At 53.1% G+C, this 21,584-nt stretch carries 14 protein-coding genes; 7 read left to right on the top strand and 7 right to left on the bottom strand.

Annotation, left to right across the window (positions count from 1 at the left end):
• The first annotated feature begins 1 nt into the window (after position 1).
• From ACSV5M_RS04705 to ACSV5M_RS04680, 6 genes are all read left to right on the top strand, one after another.
• Positions 2-1,000: a metallophosphoesterase gene (locus tag ACSV5M_RS04705; protein ID WP_439174432.1), complete on the top strand. Its 999-nt coding sequence runs from the start codon at positions 2-4 to the stop codon at positions 998-1,000.
• 50 nt (positions 1,001-1,050) lie between these two features.
• On the top strand, positions 1,051-1,932 hold the full coding sequence (locus ACSV5M_RS04700; RefSeq protein WP_439174431.1) for a rhomboid family intramembrane serine protease: 882 nt from the start codon (positions 1,051-1,053) through the stop codon (positions 1,930-1,932).
• Between the two features lie 34 nt (positions 1,933-1,966).
• Entirely contained in the window at positions 1,967-2,236 is a 270-nt protein-coding gene (locus ACSV5M_RS04695; RefSeq protein WP_439174430.1) for a YeaC family protein, read from the top strand.
• Positions 2,237-2,285: 49 nt separating this feature from the next.
• Positions 2,286-4,973, top strand: coding sequence for an aminopeptidase N (gene pepN / locus ACSV5M_RS04690; protein WP_439174429.1), 2,688 nt, complete (start codon positions 2,286-2,288; stop codon positions 4,971-4,973).
• Between the two features lie 387 nt (positions 4,974-5,360).
• Positions 5,361-6,494, top strand: a complete 1,134-nt coding sequence (locus tag ACSV5M_RS04685) for a methyl-accepting chemotaxis protein (RefSeq protein ID WP_439174428.1) — start codon at positions 5,361-5,363, stop codon at positions 6,492-6,494.
• 3 nt (positions 6,495-6,497) lie between these two features.
• On the top strand, positions 6,498-7,295 hold the full coding sequence (locus ACSV5M_RS04680; RefSeq protein ID WP_439174427.1) for a nitrate- and nitrite sensing domain-containing protein: 798 nt from the start codon (positions 6,498-6,500) through the stop codon (positions 7,293-7,295).
• A gap of 14 nt (positions 7,296-7,309) precedes the next feature.
• On the opposite strand, the gene ACSV5M_RS04675 is transcribed toward ACSV5M_RS04680, so the two are convergent.
• Genes ACSV5M_RS04675 through ACSV5M_RS04650 form a run of 6 tightly spaced genes read right to left on the bottom strand, consistent with a single transcriptional unit; the run spans position 7,310 to position 14,643 of the window.
• The gene (locus ACSV5M_RS04675) at positions 7,310-9,052 is read right to left on the bottom strand and encodes a BatD family protein (protein WP_439174426.1); all 1,743 of its coding nucleotides are present in this window, start codon (positions 9,050-9,052) and stop codon (positions 7,310-7,312) included.
• 59 nt (positions 9,053-9,111) lie between these two features.
• The gene (locus ACSV5M_RS04670; protein ID WP_439174425.1) at positions 9,112-11,043 is read right to left on the bottom strand and encodes a VWA domain-containing protein; all 1,932 of its coding nucleotides are present in this window, start codon (positions 11,041-11,043) and stop codon (positions 9,112-9,114) included.
• Entirely contained in the window at positions 11,040-12,104 is a 1,065-nt protein-coding gene (locus tag ACSV5M_RS04665; RefSeq protein WP_439174424.1) for a vWA domain-containing protein, read from the bottom strand. The genes ACSV5M_RS04670 and ACSV5M_RS04665 overlap by 4 nt, the downstream gene beginning before the upstream one ends.
• Complete coding sequence (locus tag ACSV5M_RS04660; protein WP_439174423.1) at positions 12,097-12,705, bottom strand: DUF4381 domain-containing protein; 609 nt, start codon at positions 12,703-12,705, stop codon at positions 12,097-12,099. Before ACSV5M_RS04660 ends, ACSV5M_RS04665 begins: the two co-directional genes overlap by 8 nt.
• 21 nt (positions 12,706-12,726) lie before the next feature.
• Positions 12,727-13,680, bottom strand: a complete 954-nt coding sequence (locus tag ACSV5M_RS04655; protein ID WP_439174422.1) for a DUF58 domain-containing protein — start codon at positions 13,678-13,680, stop codon at positions 12,727-12,729.
• Between the two features lie 3 nt (positions 13,681-13,683).
• On the bottom strand, positions 13,684-14,643 hold the full coding sequence (locus ACSV5M_RS04650) for an AAA family ATPase (protein WP_439174421.1): 960 nt from the start codon (positions 14,641-14,643) through the stop codon (positions 13,684-13,686).
• Between the two features lie 272 nt (positions 14,644-14,915).
• On the opposite strand from ACSV5M_RS04650, the gene ACSV5M_RS04645 reads away from it, so the two are divergent.
• Positions 14,916-19,763 (top strand): NAD-glutamate dehydrogenase, encoded by a 4,848-nt coding sequence (locus ACSV5M_RS04645; protein WP_439174420.1) that lies wholly within the window; start codon positions 14,916-14,918, stop codon positions 19,761-19,763.
• 26 nt (positions 19,764-19,789) lie between these two features.
• On the opposite strand, the gene ACSV5M_RS04640 is transcribed toward ACSV5M_RS04645, so the two are convergent.
• Positions 19,790-21,514: a DUF4153 domain-containing protein gene (locus ACSV5M_RS04640; RefSeq protein WP_439174419.1), complete on the bottom strand. Its 1,725-nt coding sequence runs from the start codon at positions 21,512-21,514 to the stop codon at positions 19,790-19,792.
• Between the last annotated feature and the right edge of the window lie 70 nt (positions 21,515-21,584).

The raw sequence follows: 21,584 nt of genomic DNA, 5'->3' as shown, positions 1-21,584 counted from the left end.
TATGTCGAGTGATTCCGCCACAGACAGACTACCGCCCGTATCGGGTTACGACCTCATAGGTGATGTGCACGGTTGTGCCGTTACCCTGGGGCGCCTGCTGGAACGGATGGGGTATCACAAAGTCGGTGGCGTTTACCAGCACGACAAGCGTCGGGTGATCTTTGTTGGCGATATCGTGGACCGAGGCCCACGCATTCGCGAAGCCTTGCACCTGGTGCACGATATGGTGGAGCGGGGCAGTGCGCAGATGGTTATCGGCAACCACGAGTTCAATGCCATAACCTACTGCACCCCGGGGCGGCCCGGCAGTGGCCGCGATTACCTGCGGCCCCATGTCCCGCGCAACACCCGCCAGATTGCGGAAACCCTGGAGCAATTCGCCAATTATCCGCACGAATGGAGTGCCTTCATTGACTGGTTCAAGACATTGCCGCTGTTTCTGGAGGTGGATGGGGGTGCGGATTTCAGCCCGTTTCGCGTGGTACACGCCTGTTGGGATGCCGCGTTAATTGCGCGCCACCGGCAGCGCTACGGCAGCGGCCACATCGATATGGATTTTATCCATGCCTCGGTTGAGCCCGGTACGCCTGAGTCGCGTACCAAGCAGCGACTTACCGGCGGAGTTGATCTCCCTTTGCCGCCCGGTGTGAGGATTGTGTCCAACGACGGCTATGAGCGCAGCGTTTTCCGGACCAAATTCTGGGTACCCCGGCCCAAGACCTATGGCGAGTTATTGTTTCAGCCGGACCCCTTGCCGGAAGACATTGCGGCAGCGTCTATCAGCCCGGAACATCGCGGGCAGATGGTCAATTACGACGCTGATCAACCACCATTGTTTGTGGGACACTACTGGCTCAAGGGAAAACCGCAACCCATCGCACCGAATGTGGCCTGCCTGGATTACAGTGCGGTGAAATACGGGCGCCTGGTGGCGTACCGGATGGACGGCGAAGCCCATCTGCGCGCACATAAATATGTGTGGGAATATGTAGACCCTTAAGGGGTTGCGATGATTTGTTTACTATCAATTGACCGGGATACCAAGACTGAATGTCGAACTGGATTGCTGTAAAACATCTGCCGCTGGATCAGGACCTGAGCGAACTGACCCGTTTCCTGCAACGTCGCGGCCTGAATTTCCGTGTGAGTGAAGAAAGTGGGCGGCAGGTCATCGCCGTGCAAGACCCGCAACTTGTCGAGCCTCTGGATCAATTGATCGACGACTTCCTGCGCGGCGACGTGCAATTACCCACAGAAGATTCCGCCGCAGAGACCATTGAGACGCAACCCAGAGACATTCCCTTCTGGATGACGCCGATCACGCTGGTGTTGATTATCTTCAGTGGCATCGGTGCCCTGTTAACCCACACCGAAACCGGACAAGTGTGGGCCATGTGGTTTTTGTTGCTGGATGTCGCACCGGATTTACGCAGTTTTATGTCGCTGGACGACACCCTGGCCAGCGGCCAACTCTGGCGATTGATCACACCAGCCTTCCTCCACTTCGGTTTGTTTCATGTGTTGTTTAACAGTTTGTGGATGTGGGATCTCGGACGGCGTCTGGAACTTGGGCTGGGGAAAGGCCGGTATGTTTTGTTCTTTGTGATCACCGCCATTGTGGCGAATCTCACCCAGTATTTTTGGGAATCATCGCCCTGGTTCGGGGGGATGTCCGGCGTGGTTTACGCGCTGGTGGGATTTTTATGGATTCGCCAACGACTTGCACCGCACCCGTTATTCGCCGTGCCCGCCAGCATTATCGGTTTCATGTTGTTTTGGCTGGTGTTGTGTATGACAGGTATTGTCGATCAATTTATTGACGGCAGTGTAGCCAACGCGGCGCACTTGGGCGGATTGGTTGCCGGGATGCTGCTGGGTGTCGTGTCCGGCATGTTAGCGCGCGGCAAGCCCACGGATTCAATAACGCTATAGTTTTTTGTCCCTCAGTATTTTTTTGGAATGGCTTATGGATGTACAACAACTTCTCTCCAGTTTGACCCCGGATATTTACCGCAACCTCAAACGCGCGGTTGAATTGGGCAAGTGGCCCGACGGTAATCGCTTGTCAGCAGAACAGCGGCAGTTATGTATGCAAGCGATGATTGCCTATGAACAACAGCATTTACCCCCGGAACAGCACACCGGTTATATCGAACCGGAGCCGCACACGCACTGTGGTACGGATGATCATGACCACGACCACCCGGATGAACCCAAACCGCTGAAATGGCTGTGATGGTTTTACTAGCCGATATTTTTTGCAAGCTGCTAATCAGGACATTTCTATGAACGCCAGCCAACAACCCCAAGCGATTCACCTGAAAGATTATCGCGTACCCGATTACGTGATCGATAAAACCGAACTGCATGTCGATCTCTATGAAGACTACACCATCGTCACCAGCAGGCTGAATTTGCGCCGGAATCCTGCGGCTGGCAGTGACGCTGTACCGTTGGTGTTGGACGGGTGCGAGATGACACTGCGTGCCATCGCCGTTGACGGCCGCACGCTGGCTGAGGATGAGTATCAGGTAGATGAGGAACATCTGACGCTGCTCAATCCGCCAGCAGAATTTGTGCTGCAAACACAAACGGAAATCAAACCGCAATTAAATACCTCGCTGGAAGGTTTATATAAATCGCGCACCATGTTTTGTACCCAGTGCGAGGCAGAAGGCTTTCGCAAAATTACTTATTATCTCGACCGTCCGGATGCGATGAGTGAATTTACCACCACCATCGTTGCCGATAAGACGCGCTACCCGGTGTTGCTATCCAATGGCAATTTAATAGCGCAGGGCGAAGCGGAAAACGGTCGGCACTTTGCGACCTGGCATGATCCGTTTAAAAAGCCCTGCTATCTATTTGCGCTGGTGGCTGGCGACCTTGAACATATTGAGGACCGTTTTACGATGATGTCCGGGCGTGAAGTGACCTTGAAAATCTTTGTGGAAGCCAAGGATCTCGACAAATGTGACCACGCCATGACGTCATTGAAAAACGCCATGCGGTGGGACGAAGTCGTTTACGGCCGTGAATATGATCTGGATATTTTTATGATCGTTGCGGTAGACGATTTCAATATGGGCGCGATGGAAAACAAAGGCCTGAATATCTTTAACACCTCCTGCGTTTTAGCCAAACCGGAAACCACCACCGATGCCGGTTTTCAGCGCGTGGAAGGCGTAGTGGCCCACGAATATTTCCACAATTGGTCGGGCAATCGCGTCACGTGCCGCGACTGGTTTCAATTGAGTTTGAAAGAAGGCTTTACCGTTTATCGCGACGCCGAATTTTCCGCCGACATGGGCTCGCGCACGGTTAAACGCGTGGAGGACGTTAGCTTGCTGCGTACCGCTCAATTTGCCGAAGATGCCGGGCCAATGGCGCATCCCATTTGGCCGGAATCCTATATTGAAATTTCCAACTTCTACACGCTGACGATTTATGAAAAAGGCGCAGAAGTGATTCGCATGTTGGCCAACTTGTTAGGGCCGGAAGATTTCCGCAAAGGCACGGATTTATATTTCGAGCGCCACGATGGCCAGGCGGTTACAACCGAAGATTTTGTCGCCGCGTTGGCCGATGCATCAGGCCGCGACCTCACGCAATTCAAGCGCTGGTATTCACAAGCGGGCACGCCGCGTTTACAGGTAACCGATAGCTACGATGAAGATGCGCGCGAGTACACCCTGCACATCAAACAAAGCTGCCCGCCCACGCCGGAATGCCAGAACAAATTGCCGTTCCATATTCCGGTCGCCATGGGCTTGCTGGGCAGCGGAGGCAACCTGCCGTTAAAAATCAAAGGCCAGGTGCCGAATTTTGAAACCGCTGATAACACGCACACTGTGCTGGAATTAACCGAAGCAGAACATACATTTGTTTTTGAAGGCGTAAATGAAAAACCCGTGCCTTCATTGTTGCGCGGTTTTTCGGCACCTGTGAAATTACACTACGCTTATTCCCGCGAAGCGCTGATGCTCTTGATGAGCCGCGACGACGACGGCTTCTGCCGCTGGGACGCCAGCCAGCAGTTGGCTCTGCAAGTAATCGGCGATGTGATGCAAGCCTGGCAGCGCAAAGACGACATTGCTGCTATGGCAATCGACACACGCCTGATCGAAGCCTACCGCAGTCTTTTGCAGGACACGAGCCTGGACCAGGCCATGGTCGCCTACATGTTATCGCTACCATCGGAAGCCTATCTCAGCGAACTTGCGGATGTGATCGATGTGGAAGCCATCCACTACGGTCGCCTGCGCGTGCGCCGCGCCATCGCCGAATCACTGCGAGAGGAATTTGCCAGCATCTACCAGCGCTACGACAATCAGCAAGCCTACGCCGCCACCGCAGAAGCCATTGCTGCACGCAGCTTAAAAAATGTCGCACTGGCCTATCTAATGCTCCTGGAAGATGACCAATGGATTCACGCCTGCGAGCAACAATATCGGCAAGCAAACAACATGACCGACCGCATGGACGCGCTCTCCCAATTGGTCAATAGCCGCTCGCAAACTGCACAAGCACTCGCGGCATCAGCGCTGGATGATTTTTACCAACGTTGGCAAGACGAATCCCTGGTGGTCAACCAATGGATCAGCGTGCAGGCAAGCTGCTCATTACCCAACACCCTGGCCAAGGTCAAGCAACTGCAACAACACCCGGCTTACGACGCAAAAAATCCCAACAAAATCCGTGCGTTGGTATCGACCTTTTGTAATGCCAACGCGATTAACTTCCACGCGTTGCAGGACGGCAAGGCAGAGGGTTATCGCTTCCTTGCCGACGAAGTGATTCGCTTGAACACCCAGAACCCACAAATCGCTTCTCGTTTACTGGGGCCCTTAACCAAGTGGAAAAAATACAGTCCACAACGCCAGACGTTGATGAAAGCTGAGTTGGAAAGAATCCTTGCTGAACCTAAATTATCGAAAGATGTGTTTGAAGTTGTAAGTAAAAGTCTTGCTTGATGAATAGAAAATTTATCAAGATCTTCTCGCTTTCAAAGAGAAAGTTGATGAAAACTTGATATTGGCACAATACGAGTTTGGCGTTAGGGCCTATGTTTCGAAACCCTCAAGTCATGGATGACTTGAGGGAGCTACAGGGATGTATTCATGCGTTTTCGAAACATAGGCCCTAATGACAAACGCACTACAAGGTGCATTCATTCATACCCGTAATATCTCTCCTCAGTTCTTGGCACAAAAGTTGAAGCACAACACACTAATCCTGCCCAAATAAGGGCAGGGATGGTGATGTTGTTTATTTCCTATATTTTCTGCGCCCCGATTTGGGGCTCTTCGATTAAGTGGAACAGTTGGGTTGCACGGTAAATGTGCAGTCGAGGACGAGTGATGGGACGTTTGCTTGGGCACTGGGTAAGTGCAGTCAATAGTCAATTATTGTGCGGTGTAATGCTTGCGTTTATCGCCATCCCCGCATTGGCGTTACTAGCCGGTTACCACCAGCTCTGGTTGTTTATCCCGCTCATCGCTACCGCTACACTACTGATTGGGCTGGTCAGCAGTTACCACAACAGTGTTGAGCAAGTGCGTGCCTGCTTATTGTCAATTCGCCAATCGCAACCGATAGATTCCCCTGTCTACCTGCCTAAAGCGTTTGCGCTGTTGTTGGATGACACCCGCGAAACCTTCAAACATTTCCAACGACGCAATGCCGAGTTTCGCGATGCCGTGAAAGAGATGGGTTATTCATCGTCAGAACTGGCGGGCAATGCCAATGAAGTATCGAGCAGTGCGGCGTTTCAGTCCAAGGCAACCACCTCCAGTGCGGCGGCGATTACGGAGATCAGCCACAGCATTGATGATGTCAGCCAACGAATTGTGTCAGCGCGCGTGGCGGCAACGGCGGCGTGTGAGTTGAGTGAAAGTGGTGCGCGAGCGTTGGTGACGGCCAGTGATGAAGTCAAACAGGTCGCTGGGCTTGCGCAGGAAACACAAACACGTATTACGGCGCTGGAAGAATTGATGGTTAAGGTCACGGCCATGTCGCGCATCATTGGTGAGATTTCCGAGCAGACGAATCTGTTAGCGCTGAATGCGGCCATTGAAGCGGCCCGTGCCGGTGAACACGGGCGTGGATTTGCCGTGGTGGCAGATGAGGTGCGCGCCCTGGCGCAACGCAGCCAGGGCTCGGCGGCGGACATCGCCACTAACATCCTGCAGGTACAAACCACCATGCAACAGGTGCGCGGCAGCATGGGTTCAGTGGTGGAAAAAACCGGTAAGAGTATGGTGGAGGTGGAGCGTGCTGAAGCGGCATTGGCTTCTATCAATCAGCGCACGCGCGATGTGTTCAGTTTGATTGACGATATTGCCGTTGCCGCGCAACAACAAAGCCAGGCAGCGCACGAAATTTCACAGCATATCGAAACCGTTGCTAGCCTGGCCAACGAAAATAGCGGGCGCGCTGTACAGGCTGCTGAAATCGCTGAGCATTTACATCGACTGACACGGTTAACGGAGTAGGGTATGGCTGATGTATTCTCGCTGTTATTTATTCTCCTGCCGCTAATTTTTATTGCATTTATTTTTTATTGCCTGCATCGCCGGCGGGTCATTGTGGGGCGTCTCGTGGATCAGGGGCTGAATTACGTGCGGGTCATGCGTACTTTATTGACGCACGTCCAACAACATCGCGGACTGACGACGGGTTTTCTCAATGGTAATCAGGATGCGAAAGCAGAGATTCAGGCGTTGCAGAATAAAATCCGTAAGGAAATTGTGGAGGTGAATAATCTGGGTGTGTGGGTGCAGGCTAATGAAAAGTGGCGGAGCATCCTCGATCACTGGTCGCGCCTGAGTAGCCATTACGCTTCCGGGGAAGCCATGAATAACCTCAAACAACACAACCAGTTGATTGCCAATATCCTGTATTTCATCGAAGACATTGCCGACGCGCATCACCTGGATAGCAAGGCGCCAGCGGCGTTTGCACATCAATGGCGGTCGTTGTTATTTATTGCTGAGTCGATTGGCCAGGCGCGTGCTTTGGGCACTGGTGTGGTGGCAAAAGGGGAGTGCAGCAGCGTCTTGCGAATTCAGTTGAATCATTTACGCAATAAAATTGCGTCACATACAGGCGAATATCTTTCGCCGCAGGCCTGGGCCGAGATTGAACAGCTGCTGCACTGCATAGAAACGGATGTGGTAATCGATCAGCCCACCATCAGCCCTAAAGCGTATTTTCAGTTGGCCACCCGCTCCCTGGAGCGGGTGATGGAACAGTTTGACCAGTATATCGAGGGGTTGCGTTATCAGGGCCGTTGAATGCGCTGTGAAACTCAGCTTTTATACAGCGGCACCAAACCATCCTGTTGTTTTTGTCGGTGATGTTTCTGGCGGCGGCAGTTGTTGATCTCCTGGATTAATTCACTGCTATCCCAATCATTGCCGGCAGCGCCGCGATACAGAATCTCATCCAGCTTTTTCAGTTGCACACGCAAGGCGTCATTGCTCGAACGTTCGGCAAGGAGCTGCAGGTTTTGCAGTTGCGGATCTTGCCAATGGGCTTGAGCCCAGTGAATCAACGCCGTGCGCAGGGCGGGATAATCCTTGTTGGCCGCCGCACGTTTGAGGTCATTCCAGGCTGCTGTTTCAGTCACATGATCCTGGGTTTTTTCTGCGATATAGAAGGAATGAATGGCTCGCAATTCGCGGCGCGCCTGCCAGTAGAGCCACGCGAACATCAGGGTAGTTAAACCCAGAATCAGCGCCACGGTAATGAGCCAAACGGGCGCAATGTTTACCACGCGAACATCCGTTGTTGCGCTGGGCATATCGGTAGTGATCGGTGTGGTTTCTGCGGGAGTATCCACGCTGAGGGCGGGCACTGGGTCGGGTGTGATGTTCCCCAAGGCATCTTCTACCTGAACCGTTTTGGCCGGCAAAGTAGCGGTTTTCATTTTTTGTGAGTCGGTATCCCACCAGTCGACACTGATCGCCGGCAAGGTAAATTTACCGCTGCGATTGGGAATAATGGCGAGGGTTTCTATCCGTGAACCCGTTACGCCCTTGTTGCTGGTTTTGTCATCATTTTGTGGTTGGTCCGGGTAAAAGGTCAGCCCATCAACCGCCGGCATCGATAACGGCGTCAATTGGCCAGCGGTTAAACCCTCGGCGGACAGGGTAATGGTGCGGGTAACCGGCTCGCCGACTTTCAATCGTTCGGTGCTCCAGTGTTCGGTCAATTGCAGGTCTTTGGCCGGCAGCCAATCCTGACCGGTGAATTGTGCGGGAGCCGTATTCACTTTGACGCGCTGCTCTTCAGTGCGCAAGCGCAACAGATTGCTGCGGCGGTTGCCGAACGGATCGGCCCAGGGATCGCGCTGGCTGCTGCGCACTGACACATTGTACGTCAAGCTCGGAATAATCAACTCACCGCTGTGCTGCGGAAAAATACTGTATACCCGTTCCACCACAATGTGCTGGCGACCGTTGATATTAGTCTGGTATTGGTTCTCACCCAGATCAACAACCAGCGCGTCTGGCAATTCCAACGGTGTCATCTCCGCACCGTTTAAATTGACCGAGGTATACAACCGAATCGTGAGGAGGATTTGTTCCTGCACATAGGCATTATCTTTATTCACTTTTACATCAACAAAGACTTCGCTGCTAGCGTTTTGTGGTGCGCGACTTTGGGATTCCACCGTGATGGGAATTGCATCGCTGCTCGCCCCTTCAATTGTGAACGACGGAATTTCCAGTGTGCCGACCCGCTTGGGGGCAAGGGCGATGCGCCAGTCGGTAAAGGATTCCATATCGCCGTTGATCACGCGCATCTGGTTGCTTTGCTGGGTATTGAGGATATCGAAATCTTTCTGCAGTAATGTCAAATCCGGCGAGTCGCTGGTTTGTGCGTAGAAGCGCAGGGTGAGCGTCAGGGTTTCCTGCAAGCTGATGGTGTCGCGATCCACACTGGCCGATAGAGTATCGGCGTGAGTGCTGGCGCTGAACGCCAACAGAATAAATAATCCGCATAAAAAACTGCGCAGCATCAGTGAGGAAAAAAATAATCGGTTCATACCTTGACTCTCATTTATCGATGTAACGCTCTGCGTATTTCTATTCAGGCAATTGCCTGCTACCAGCGATCATTCTCTTGCTCGGTGGGTGTCTGCCACATATTGCGGTGCCGCTCATCACGTTTCTGCTGGTATTGATAACGGAATTTATTGCGCAACAAACCACCTGGATCATCGGGAACGCGTCGCAGCCACTGTTCCATCGCTTGCTTTTCTTCGTCACTCAAGCCTTCTTCCAGGGCTGCGCGCATGTCTTCCAGCTCTTCTGCACTGGGGGTTGAACTTTGTTGCGCGGCTTGCTGTTCCTGTTGCTCGGCTTGCTCGCTCGACTGCTCGCCGCTATCGCCCGCTGCCGAACGTTGCGCAGCGCTGCTTTGTTGACCGTTCTGCTGTTCGCTATCCTGTTGATCCTGCTGTTGCTGATCCTGCTCTTGTTCGGACTCGCTTTGCTGTTGCTGATCGTTTTGATTCTGTTGTTGGTCCTGCTTGTTTTGTTGTTCGTTGTTTTGCTCGGACGAATTCTGTTGTTGATCCTGGTTTTGTTCGCTGTCCTGATCTTCCTGATTCTCGCCGTCCTGGTTTTGTTGATCTTGTTGTTGCTGTTGTTGTTCCTGCTGTTGCTTCAGCGCTTCCACCAGCGCGCGGTTGCTTGCGGCATCCGCCAGATCAGGATCACGTTTTAAGGCTTCATCATAGGCTTTTAGTGCCTCATCCAGCTTGCCGGATTTTGCCAGGGCATTGCCGCGATTGTAATGCGCCTGGGCAGTGTCACTTTGCGCAAAATTTTTGGCGGCGGCCTCGTAATCGCCCGCACGATATTGCGCACTGCCTTTCCACTCGGGCGATTCAAATTTTTCCGCCGCGCTGGCGGCGTCACCTTGTTCAAGAGCACGCTGACCCTGTTGATCCTGGGTGAGCCAAAGATCACGCCACTCAAATGCGTGGCTGTTCGGCGTATACAGTGACAGCGCAGGGACCAATAACAGCGCCGGCAACACACCGCGACGGAAACAGAAAAACACCACCGGCAGTAATAAAAAGACTAACCAATGGCCATTGTCATGCCAGGTATCAAACTCACGATCCACAGCGCGACTTTCGTCGACTAACGGTGAGGGCAGGGCGAGCAAGGTTTCGATGTCGCGTTTGTCGTTGGTCAGGTCGCTGTAACGTCCACCGGTTTGCTGCGCGAGTGAACGCAATTCGCTGCTATTTAATTGGGTGGTGACAATGGCACGGCTGCTGTCGCGCACAAAGCCGCCGTTGTTGCCGGGAATCGGCGCGGGCGAATCGCTACCGACACCGAGGATGGATAAGCGCACATTGTTGTTGAGCTGTTGTTTGATCGCGGCCTGGGCGTCACTCACAACGCCATCGGTAATCAACAAGACATCGCCGCGTGGTAAACCCGCATCCTGTAGCAAACGCAGGGCAAGGGTAACAGCCGATTCAGCATTACTGCCGGGCAATGGCATGATGTTGGGATGCAGTGACGTCAACAAACTATTGATGGTGGCAGTGTCGTCAGTGAGCGGTGTCACCACATGGGATTCGCCGGCGTAAACAATCAGCGCGGTCAAGCCATCTTTACGTTCGCGCAGGATATCGGCGATCTTGAGGCGCGCGCGAATCAGGCGCGAGGGTTTGATATCTTCAGTCAACATCGATGGCGAAAGGTCGAGGATCAGCACCAGTGCATTCTGATTTTTTTGCACGGGCATAGGACGTTTTTCCCACGCCGGACCAGCCATGGCCAGGGTGGCAATAATCCAGGATGCGATCATCGCCCAGATATGCCAGCGATGCGCGCGCGTGGTGTCGCCATCAATTAAATACGGCAAGAGGTCCGGTGCAATAACCTGTTGCCATTGATGCGCGCCACGCTTTTGTCGCCACAAGGCAATGCCCAACAAAATTGCTGGAATCAACGCTAACAGCCAGAGCGGGCGCAGCCAGTGAAATTGCGTGAGGATCATCTCCCAGGTGCTCATCGGGATACCTCCCCGCGCGTTGTTGATGCATTTTTCGATACATTGTTCGGTGCATTGTCCGGCGCGTAGAAAGGTGTAGCGCGTTGTTGCCACCAGTTCGCCAAGGCCCACAATAAGCTCAACACAAAAGCCACACCTAAAGGCCAATAAAATAATGCCTGCACCGGGCGGAAAGTTTCTTCATCGAATTCGATAGGCTCCAGCAAATCCAGTTGATGATGGATATTGCTCAATTCTTCAAGGTTGCGCGCCCGGAAATATTGCCCGCCGGTTTGCTCGGCAATGTCGCGCATGGTGTCTTCATCGAGATCTTGCGACGGATTGACGCGACGTGCCCCGAATAAACCAGGCACAATCATTTCGTCAGCACCGAAACCGATGGTGTAAATCTTGATGTTTTCTTTCAGCGCCAGAGCGGCCGCGCGCTGCGGTGTCAATTCTCCGGAATTGCTCGCACCATCAGTCAATAACACCAACACACGACTGGCATCCGGGCGGGCGCGCAGACGTTTTACTGCCAGGCCAATGGCATCACCGATGGCGGTTTTCTCGCCGGCAAAACCAATCTGGGTTTCCTGCAACAGTTGATTGACGGTGTTGCGGTCGTAGGTGAGTGGCGCCTGCAAATAGGCCTGGCTACCGAACAGGATCAAACCCAACCGATCGCTTTTACGTCGCTCCACAAAATCGCCCACGACAATCTTGATGGCTTGCAGGCGATTGATGCTTTTACCCAGGTAGGTCATGTCTTCAATTTGCATACTGCCGGAAATATCCACCGCCATCAGCAGGTCGCGCCCGCTGCCGGGCAAACTCACCGGCTCGCCGACCCATTGCGGGTTACTGGCGGCCAATAAGCTGCACAACCAGATGACCCACAACAACAGAATCTTCAGTGGGCCCTTGCGCGTATGCAGGCTGGTGGCGTCTTGCAAGGCGGCGGCACTGCGATAAAAAGGTACACGCAAGGCCGCTTCCTGGCGCTGCTGCGCCGGCAACAGGCGGGCAAATAACGGCAGCGGAAGCAGCAGTAATAACCAGGGCCATTGCAACTCAAGCATTGCGGGTCTCCTTGTTATTTTTATTTACGGATTGGTCATCAGCGGGGGCATTATCTGTGGGCGGCTCCGGTTGCGCGCGCGTCGGCAGTAACGTTTCTTTCGACTTTCTGACTGGCGTTTTCTGCCATTGATTGCGATGTTTTTGCAGCCACAGGCTCACCAGCTGTTGCAAGGCATTGATATCGGCTTGCGGCTTGGCCTCATAAGGGCCGGTTAAGAGCGCGCGTCCGGCACCTTTGCTGAAACCGTCTCGGGTTTCCGGGCATTGATCATCCAACCAGCGCAGCCAGGCCTCACCTTTGAGGTTTGCCTGATAGCTATTGCCGCAACCGCTTAACGCCGCGCGGCGCAGAATAATGCTGACTTGCTGTAAATAAGTGGCGACCTGTTGATCCTGTTTTACGGCGAGCGTGGCGCGTTGCAATTCCGCGAGCGCAGCGGCGCGGTAGCGATTACGTTGCCGGTGACGACGATGCAACCAAAAGGCAAGCAGGGCGACCAGCACCAGCAAGATTAATAACACCCACCAACCCCAGGCCAGCGGCCAGAGGCCGACGGCTTCGGGCAAGTGAATGTCTTTCAGTTGAGCAAGTGGGTCCATGTTTTCCATCGTGTCTGAAACCTAGCGGCGGCGTGGGCTGTTTTTGCCGAAGCGCTCGCGCAGCAAATGTTGGATGTCGTCATTGGTGGCGTAAGACAACAGGGACAGATTCAAGCGCTGACAACTGCGGGTTAAGTCCTGCAGGTGTTTTTGATAATTTTCGTGGTAGGCCTGTTGGAAGCGCCGCTCGTTAGCTGGAATACGACAGCGGGACTGACCATCACTGATCGTCAAGATAGCATTGCTGGCCAGTTGCCGTTCGAGCGGATCAAACACGTGCACCAGAGTGACGTCGGTGTGCCGCGCCAGTTCAAACAATTGTTGCTCGCACGCTGCATCAAAATCGTGGAAGTCACTGACGATAAATAAAGCGCAACCCGGTTTGGCGATGCGGCGGGTATCCGCGAGGATATCCACCAGCTTCACACCATCTGCAGGTGGAATCGGGGATTGCAGGCGGTGGTTGTAATCCTGCAATTGATGCAACAACTCCAGCATCGCGTGCTTGCTGCGGCGCGGGCGGATATCCCGTTGCGTGTGGTCACCAAACACCAGGCCGCCAACGCGGTCACTGTTGCCTAACGCAGCCCATCCGAGCAATGCACAGATATGCGCGCACAACACGGATTTAAAGCAGCGCTGGCTGCCGAAGAACATGGTGGCGCGCTGGTCGGCCACCATAAACACTGGGCGCTCACGCTCTTCGCGAAAGATCTTGGTATGCGGTACCTGGGTACGCGCGGTGACGCGCCAGTCGATGGTGCGTATGTCATCGCCGGGCTGATACAGGCGCACTTCTTCAAAGTCGATACCGCGCCCGCGAAAGCGGGTGCGTTCGCCGCCGGTCAGCAGGCTGCGCACCGGCCGCTTGGCGAAGAGCTTCAGATCCTGCGCGGCAAACCGCAGGCGCAGCAGTTGCGCGAGATCGCTGTAGGCGCCGGCGGGATTGAGGTTATCCAATAACGCGTTGCTCATAGGTTAAGCCAGGGGCACAACGGCAATTAATTTATCAATCGCCTGGTCGCTGTTAACGCCAGTGGCTTCGGCTTCAAAGGTGAGAATCAAGCGATGGCGGAGACAATCATGGATAACGGCCTGAACATCATCGGGGCTGACAAAATCCTTGCCTTGCAGCCAGGCATAGGCGCGGGCGCAACGGTCAAGCGCAATGGTGGCACGGGGGCTGGCGCCATATTCGATCAGGTTGGACAGGTCTTCGTCGTATTTTGCAGGACGACGGGTGGCGTTAATTAACTGGACAATATATTCCTCAACCGTCGGCGCCATGTGCATGGCAAGGATTTCCTTGCGCGCGATCTCCAGCGTTGCCTGGCTGACCGTAGCCGGTACCTCCGGCGCAATAGCGGCCGCCTCATTGCGCGCCAGTTGCAGGATGCGGCGCTCCGCGTCCACGCTGGGGTAATCCACCATCACATGCAGCAGGAAACGGTCGAGCTGGGCTTCCGGCAGTGGGTAGGTACCTTCCTGTTCAATCGGGTTCTGGGTGGCCATCACCATAAACAGGGGCGGCAGCGGATACGTCCGGCTGCCCACGCTCACCTGCCGCTCGGCCATGGCTTCCAGCAGCGCAGACTGTACCTTGGCCGGTGCGCGGTTGATCTCATCAGCCAGGACCAGGTTATGGAAAATCGGGCCGGACTGGAATTCAAAGGTGCCGTGCTCCGGGCGGTAGATATCTGTGCCGGTCACGTCAGAGGGTAATAAGTCAGGGGTAAACTGAATGCGGTGAAAGTCACCTTCAATCGCCTGGGCCAGGGTTTTAATGGCTTTGGTCTTGGCCAGACCGGGAGCACCTTCCACCAGCAGGTGGCCGTCGGCCAATAGTGCAATCAACAGTCGTTGGTTCAGGTGTTCCTGGCCGATGATTTGATTGTTGAGCCAGGTGTTGAGCGTTTGGATCTGCTGGTATGCCTGCATGGGTCGGAATCACCTTTTCTATTGTTCGATCATTTATTTTTCGTTGAACCGCCGCTGCTTCTTTAGCCGCATCGGTCGATTCTTGCGACGCTGGGTAGACCTGCCATAGTGATGGCAGTTCCCCAATTTTTCAACGGCTTCGCTGGCCTTCATCAGCTATTCTTAAACACACGGCCCAGGCGCGATAGCACAACGGCTTTTACGCAAAATTTAATGGATTTTTTGCGGTCCCATAACCCGTGGTTGTTTTTTGAACTCACCGGGAGGTGTCTGTGGACAGACGATTAACCAACACGCAAGATTTCACCAGCTTTTTTCAGGAATTGCGCGAATACGCCGCACAACAATTATCACCAGCGGAAGAGCAGGCGCTCTTTGCCTTCGCGGAACAATTTTTTGATCGCTATCCGCTGGAAGAACTTGCCGGGCGCCACCTCAGCGATGTCTTCGGTGCGGTTTTCCAGTACTGGCGATTTTTGCAGCACTATGATCGAAAGGCGCCGAAGATTCGCGCCTTTAATCCCGATCTTGAAGAAGATGGTTGGGTGTGTCCTTACACCGTATTAGTAGTGCTGCAACGCGACATGCCGTTTCTGGTTGACTCTATCCGCATTGAACTCAATCGACGCAATATCGCCATTCATGGCATTAAAAGCACCGTGGTTGCCGTTGCGCGCGATGCGCATCATCAACTACAGAGGCTCACGCATCGCTCGCTGGCCGAAGACGATGAGCTGGAAAAAGAAGCCCTGATCGTGCTGGAGATCAGCCTGCGCACAGAAGAACAAACCCTGCACGATCTGGTGACCGGTATTGATTCTGTATTGGCGGAAGTGGATGTCGTGGTGGCGGACTATCAGCCATTGGTTGAGCGCGTGCTGGACGCGGAAGAAAACCTCAATCTGGTACGCGATGCGGTTTCAGTCGCGCAGGTGGAAGAAAGCCAGGCATTTTTGCGCTGGATTGTGGATAACCATTTCACGTTTCTCGGCTACGCCGAATATGAATTCAGCGAAGAAGAGGGCGTGAAAGTCTTGCGTGAGCGCGTGGATAAACGCCTGGGTATCTTTGGGCTTAAAGGCGGCGGCCCCCATGTGAGCGACGTAGATCATTTCAACAGCGGCATGGCGCGTTTTCATCTGGCGCCCCAGGTGCTGACCTTTTCCAAATCCTCCGTCCGTTCCCGCGTGCATCGTCAGGCTTACTCGGATTACATCGTGGTGAAACGCTTTAACGCGATGGGTGAAATGTGTGGTGAGGCGCGTTTTCTCGGGCTGTACACCTCCGCGGTTTACACCATGAGTCCACGGCGGATTCCGCTGATTGGCACCAAGGTGGCGAAGGTATTTGAACGCAGTGAACTTGATCCCGACAGTCACGACGGTAAAGCCTTACAACAAATCCTCGATACGTTTCCGCGTGATGAAATATTTCTTTGCACCAGCGCCGAACTCTATGAATTGGTCACTGGCGTTGCACGTATCAACGAGCGTTATATGGTGCGCCTGTTTATGCGTAGGGATTTATTCGGCAAATTTGTTACCTGCCTGGTGTATGTGCCGCGCGATGTATTTACCACGCGCCTGCGTTTGAAGATTCAGGCTTTGATTGGCGAGTCGTTAGGTTCCCAGGAATGTGAATTTACCACCTGGTTTTCTGAATCCATCCTGGCGCGGGTGCACCTGGTGTTTAAAGTCGATCCGAATCGGGCACTGGATTACGATCAGCAGGCGTTGCAGGCACGCATTGTAGCCATTACCCGATCCTGGGATGACGACCTGCAGGATGCTTTGCTCGATGCGCAGGGCGAAGAAAAGGCCATGGCGTTACTGCAACAATATCGTGAGGCTTTTCCTTCAGCCTATCAGGAAACCTACGATTCCCGCACAGCGGTACACGATATCGATTCCATCGCGGAGTTGCATGATGCCAAGGATATTGCGATGAGTTTTTATCAGCCTGCGGGTGCCGAGGATAATGTCTTGCGCTTCAAGATATTTCATCTGGATACGACGCTCGAATTATCCGATGTGATACCCATTCTGGAGCATATGGGCTTACGCGTCATCACGGAAAATCCCTACGATATTTGCCGGCGCGATGGCTCCGTGGTTTGGCTCCATGATTTCATGCTGTCGTACAGCTTGACTGAAAGCGTTGATGTTCACGCTGTTAAAAAAAGTTTCCAGGAAGCCTTTGCCGCAATCTGGCACAAACAGACTGACAATGATGTATTCAACCGCCTGATCCTGAGTGCGCGACTCAATTGGCGTGAAGTCATGCTGTTCCGCGCCTACGCCGGTTATATGCGTCAGACGCTATTCAATTTTACCGAGAGTTATATTGCCAATACTCTGGTTAACCAGGTGAGCGTTACGCGTAACCTGATAGCTTTGTTTAAAGCCAAATTTGATCCGCGCCTCAACGAAGGCCGTGACTCCAGCGAGCGCATTGACCGTTTGCGCAACAAAATTCTGGAAGAACTGGACAGTGTGGCTAACCTCAACGAGGACCGTATCCTGCGTCGTTACCTGGCGATGATGGACGCGAGTTTGCGCACCAATTATTTCCAGCGTGACGCGCAGGGAAGGGAAAAAAATTATCTGTCACTGAAATTCAGTCCACGACAGGTGCCGGATATTCCTGCACCGCGACCGCTCTATGAAATCTATATGTTTTCACCGCGCATGGAGGGGGTACACCTGCGCGGCGGTAAGGTTGCGCGGGGCGGTTTACGTTGGTCGGATCGCATTCCGGATTACCGTACGGAAATCCTGGGGCTGGTAAAAGCCCAGCAGGTTAAAAATGCGGTGATCGTTCCCAATGGGGCCAAAGGTGGGTTTGTCTGCAAACAAATGCCGGCTGGCGCCAGCCGCGATGTCATCCAGCAGGAAGGCATTACCTGCTACAAGATGTTTATTCGCGGCTTATTGGATATTACCGATAACCTGCGCGGTGGAGAGATCATCAAGCCGGATAACGTATTGTGTTTTGACCAGGATGATCCTTATCTGGTGGTGGCGGCAGATAAGGGAACGGCAAGCTTTTCTGATATCGCAAACAGCATTTCTGCCGAATACGATTTCTGGTTGGGTGATGCGTTTGCATCCGGTGGCAGCCAGGGATACGACCACAAAGCCATGGGCATTACCGCGCGGGGTGCCTGGATTTCGGTGCAGCGTCATTTCAAGGAAAAAGGTATCAATATCCAGGAGCAGGATTTTACTGTTATCGGTATCGGCGATATGGCGGGTGATGTATTTGGTAATGGCATGCTGCTGTCACCGCATAGTCGTTTGCTGGCCGCATTTAATCATCAGCATATCTTCATCGATCCGGACCCCGATGCAAAACGCAGCTTCCGCGAACGCGAGCGATTATTTAAATTGTCGCGCTCCACCTGGATGGATTACGACAAGGAACTGATCAGTAAGGGCGGCGGTATCTTTGCTCGCGATCTCAAATCCATCGCCATTACGCCGGAGATGAAAACGGCGTTCGCCATCAATGATGACAAGCTCACCCCAAATGAATTGATTCACGCTTTGCTTAAGGCCCCGGTGGATTTACTTTGGAACGGCGGTATCGGTACCTATGTAAAATCCTCTGACGAAAGTCACGCCGAGGTTGGCGATAAAGCCAATGACAGTGTACGGGTAAATGGTAGCGAATTGCGCTGCGAGGTGGTCGGCGAGGGCGGTAACCTTGGCATGACCCAGCTGGGGCGCGTGGAGTACTGTCTCACCGGCGGGGCCTGTAATACCGATTTTATTGACAACGCTGGCGGTGTGGATTGTTCGGACCATGAGGTGAATATCAAAATCCTGCTGGACGATGTGGTTGCCAAGGGAGATCTCACGCAAAAACAACGCAACCAATTGCTGATGGATATGACCGAAAATGTGGCGCAACTGGTGTTGCACAATAATTATCGACAAACCCAGGCTATCAGTATTGCCCAGGCAGATGCACTAAAACGCGGCGCGGAATACCGGCGTTTTATGACCAAACTGCAAGCCGCCGGCCGGCTTGATCGCGCACTGGAATTCCTGCCCGATGATGAAAGCCTTATCGAGCGGCAGTCTCATGGCAAAGGCTTGACGCGCCCGGAGTTGGCGATTCTGATTTCTTACGCGAAGGCGACGCTCAAGGAGGATCTGGCGGAGACGGATATTGCCGATGATCCATACATCGCCGGTTTTATTGAAGGGGCATTTCCGCAAAAAATTACCCAGGATTTCAAGGAGCCTTTGTATCGCCATCGCTTACGTCGTGAAATTATCGCGACCCAGATCGCTAACGACATTGTGAATAATATGGGCATCAGTTTTGCGCAGCGCTTGATGGAATCTACCGGTGCTCACGTCGGCGAGCTGGCGGCGGCTTATATTACCGCGCGCAATATTTTCCAATTGGATACCTATTGGCGAGAACTGGAGCAACTGGATTACCAGGTGCCGGCGGCGCTGCAAATTGAATTGATGACCAAGATGATGCGCCGCGTGCGTCGCGCTACCCGTTGGTTTTTGCGCAATCGCCGGGATCAACTCGACCCCGGCAAAGAGGTGGAGATCTTTTCACACGGCGTGCAGGAGATTGCCAGCCATTTACCGCAATTGTTGCGTGGGCAATCCCTGGAGGACTGGCAAGCACGTTGCGCGTACTTGCAAGAGCAAGGTTTGCCGGAAGCGCTCGCCAGGCGCGCGGCAATGCCGGGGTATTTATTTTCCGGCCTCAGTGTCGTCGATGCCGCACAGACAAACGGCACCGGTTTGTTGGCCGTGGCTGATTTATATGCGACCCTGGGTGAGTATCTGGATTTACCCTGGTTTGCCGAGCAATTATCGGACGTTAAGGTAGAAAACTATTGGCAAGCCATGGCACGGGAAAGTTTTATGGATGATCTTGAAACCCATCTACGCACGCTGGCGACACATTTAATTCCTGAAATTACCGATGCGGATGCCATTGATGCGGTCGTGTCCACCTGGGGTGAGCAAAACGATGCGCACGTCAAACGGTGGACAGCGATGATCACTGAACTGCAATCGGGCAGCCACGCCGATTTTGCTGTTTTCTCAGTCGCATTACGTGAGCTGCGTGATCTGGTTACCCCCTGACGGCCCGCTTGCAGTGCGCTCAGGGTTCACGGCGTTGCTTCCTGATTAACCTGTAAGGTGAAGTCGCCCAATTGTAGATGCTTCCAGCGTGGGGTTACGGTTTTGACGGCTTGTTGCTGCAAGGCTTCAATCAATTCTTGTGCGTTATATTCCTGCTTGTCCAGTCGGCTAAGGTTAAGTTTTTCCCACACATCTCCCCGCTGGGTGAATAGCGCAACATGAGGGAAGTGTTCTGTTATATCCACCAATACGTAATCGTTGTTGCCGTCTTCGTCCAGATCAACTGACATCAAGTAATAATCTTTTACGTTGCGTAAACGCCAGGGATTGTTGGTCAAGTCGGCATGGATGGCATCGGCCAGTGCCGTGGGGATGGTGTGTTCGGGAAGAACGCGAATGGCTTTGAACAGTTGGTCTTTATCAATCGGGCTTGTCTTGTTTGTAGGATCGCGGTAGAGGCTGTCGATGGCAATAGCAATGGCAGGATGGCTCTCACTAACGTCCTGCTTGAATTGTTGCAAGGCATCGTAGCCCGGTCTCATTAATTCGCGACGGAAGTAATGAATGTCGAAATCTTCGGGTTTCACCTTGCCGGATTCCAGTTGCGCCAGCTGGCTGTTGACGGATATCTTGCGAAAATCCATCAGTGGTGAATTGATCAGCATCATGGTGCATAGCAGTAAAATCCCCATGCGCACATTAACCCAACTTAATCGATGCAGCCAGGCATCGCGTTGCTTGATGATGCCCCACAGATAACCCAGGGAAAACAGCGCGAGAAAGCCCCAGACCAGAAAGCCCCAACAGCGGTCGACTGTCCATCCATACTGTTGTACGCGCAAGCTCAAACCATAAAATGCAATGGCGCTATAGATTGGTAGCAGGGCAACACCGATATAAATAAAACGGTGAATAATCAGCGGGTAAGGCCGGGTGTCAGGATCATCCTGATAAACGGCATTGAGGAAAAATAACATCAAGGCCTGCATACACAAAATCAACGCACTGCCGCTGTTGGTTTCCCATAAAGGGTCGAGACCGGTGAAGGGTAAGGTGATCAAAAACAGGATGGAAACCAGCGTCAGGATAACCAGCAAAAATTTCATCAGGGCTTGCTGGATACGCGTGATGGTGTCGATAACTTTGTACTGGCTGCGGAAGATAATCACACCGAAACCATGGGCTAATGACAATGCCGGATAATAAAACCAGGGTTCCTTGAACAACTCCACAAAGAAGTCAATCTTGATCACCTTAAATAATCCTGCCCACAGGTTGAGGATGCCCCACACGCACAGCATAAATAGCAGTGCAAGACCAACGGTTAAAAAATTCCGCCAGGAAAACCGAAACAGGTCTGCATAGTTAAAGGGATTTCCGGTAGCGCGTTGTTGGGCATACATCAGGAATTTGAAACTGGCAATGCCCAGTGTAGACACATAAGCCACCAGAGAGCCGGTAAAGCGCAGGTGTTCCAAAGGAATCACCTGGCTACCCATGTAATAGCCGGTGAGGCCGCACAGCAATGTGAAGGGGGCAACCCAGCGTAGGAGGGTTCGCCCGTTATCCGGCGTTAAGGATAACAGCAGCATCCAGGGGCCAATAATGACCATACTATAAAAGCAGAACAGCCATTGGGGATGCTGGTAAGGCCAGAAGGAAAACTCGATGGCCTGGTGCAAGATAAGTAACAGCAGGCCTTGCATGAGGGCAATAGCCAGCAATAATTTTCGCGGCAGGTTTATTTCCATAATATGATGTGTCCCGTCATTGATCTGATGCGCCTTATCCTACTGAAAACTGAACTGGCAGAGGCAACTT

Origin of the sequence: Cellvibrio sp. ARAG 10.3, from assembly GCF_051846955.1 — a bacterium.
Taxonomy (GTDB): Bacteria; Pseudomonadota; Gammaproteobacteria; order Pseudomonadales; family Cellvibrionaceae; genus Cellvibrio.
The sequence above is the reverse complement of the archived record's forward strand: the minus strand, read 5'-3'. Positions and strand labels throughout refer to the sequence as shown.

What these genes read in the sequence shown, in the direction of transcription:
- ACSV5M_RS04705 (WP_439174432.1), top strand. Translation starts at nt 2, where the DNA reads ATGTCGAGTGATTCCGCCACAGACAGACTACCGCCCGTATCGGGTTAC.
- ACSV5M_RS04700 (WP_439174431.1), top strand. Translation starts at nt 1,051, where the DNA reads ATGTCGAACTGGATTGCTGTAAAACATCTGCCGCTGGATCAGGACCTG.
- ACSV5M_RS04695 (WP_439174430.1), top strand. Translation starts at nt 1,967, where the DNA reads ATGGATGTACAACAACTTCTCTCCAGTTTGACCCCGGATATTTACCGC.
- pepN (WP_439174429.1), top strand. Translation starts at nt 2,286, where the DNA reads ATGAACGCCAGCCAACAACCCCAAGCGATTCACCTGAAAGATTATCGC.
- ACSV5M_RS04685 (WP_439174428.1), top strand. Translation starts at nt 5,361, where the DNA reads ATGGGACGTTTGCTTGGGCACTGGGTAAGTGCAGTCAATAGTCAATTA.
- ACSV5M_RS04680 (WP_439174427.1), top strand. Translation starts at nt 6,498, where the DNA reads ATGGCTGATGTATTCTCGCTGTTATTTATTCTCCTGCCGCTAATTTTT.
- ACSV5M_RS04675 (WP_439174426.1), bottom strand. Translation starts at nt 9,052, where the DNA reads ATGAACCGATTATTTTTTTCCTCACTGATGCTGCGCAGTTTTTTATGC.
- ACSV5M_RS04670 (WP_439174425.1), bottom strand. Translation starts at nt 11,043, where the DNA reads ATGAGCACCTGGGAGATGATCCTCACGCAATTTCACTGGCTGCGCCCG.
- ACSV5M_RS04665 (WP_439174424.1), bottom strand. Translation starts at nt 12,104, where the DNA reads ATGCTTGAGTTGCAATGGCCCTGGTTATTACTGCTGCTTCCGCTGCCG.
- ACSV5M_RS04660 (WP_439174423.1), bottom strand. Translation starts at nt 12,705, where the DNA reads ATGGACCCACTTGCTCAACTGAAAGACATTCACTTGCCCGAAGCCGTC.
- ACSV5M_RS04655 (WP_439174422.1), bottom strand. Translation starts at nt 13,680, where the DNA reads ATGAGCAACGCGTTATTGGATAACCTCAATCCCGCCGGCGCCTACAGC.
- ACSV5M_RS04650 (WP_439174421.1), bottom strand. Translation starts at nt 14,643, where the DNA reads ATGCAGGCATACCAGCAGATCCAAACGCTCAACACCTGGCTCAACAAT.
- ACSV5M_RS04640 (WP_439174419.1), bottom strand. Translation starts at nt 21,514, where the DNA reads ATGGAAATAAACCTGCCGCGAAAATTATTGCTGGCTATTGCCCTCATG.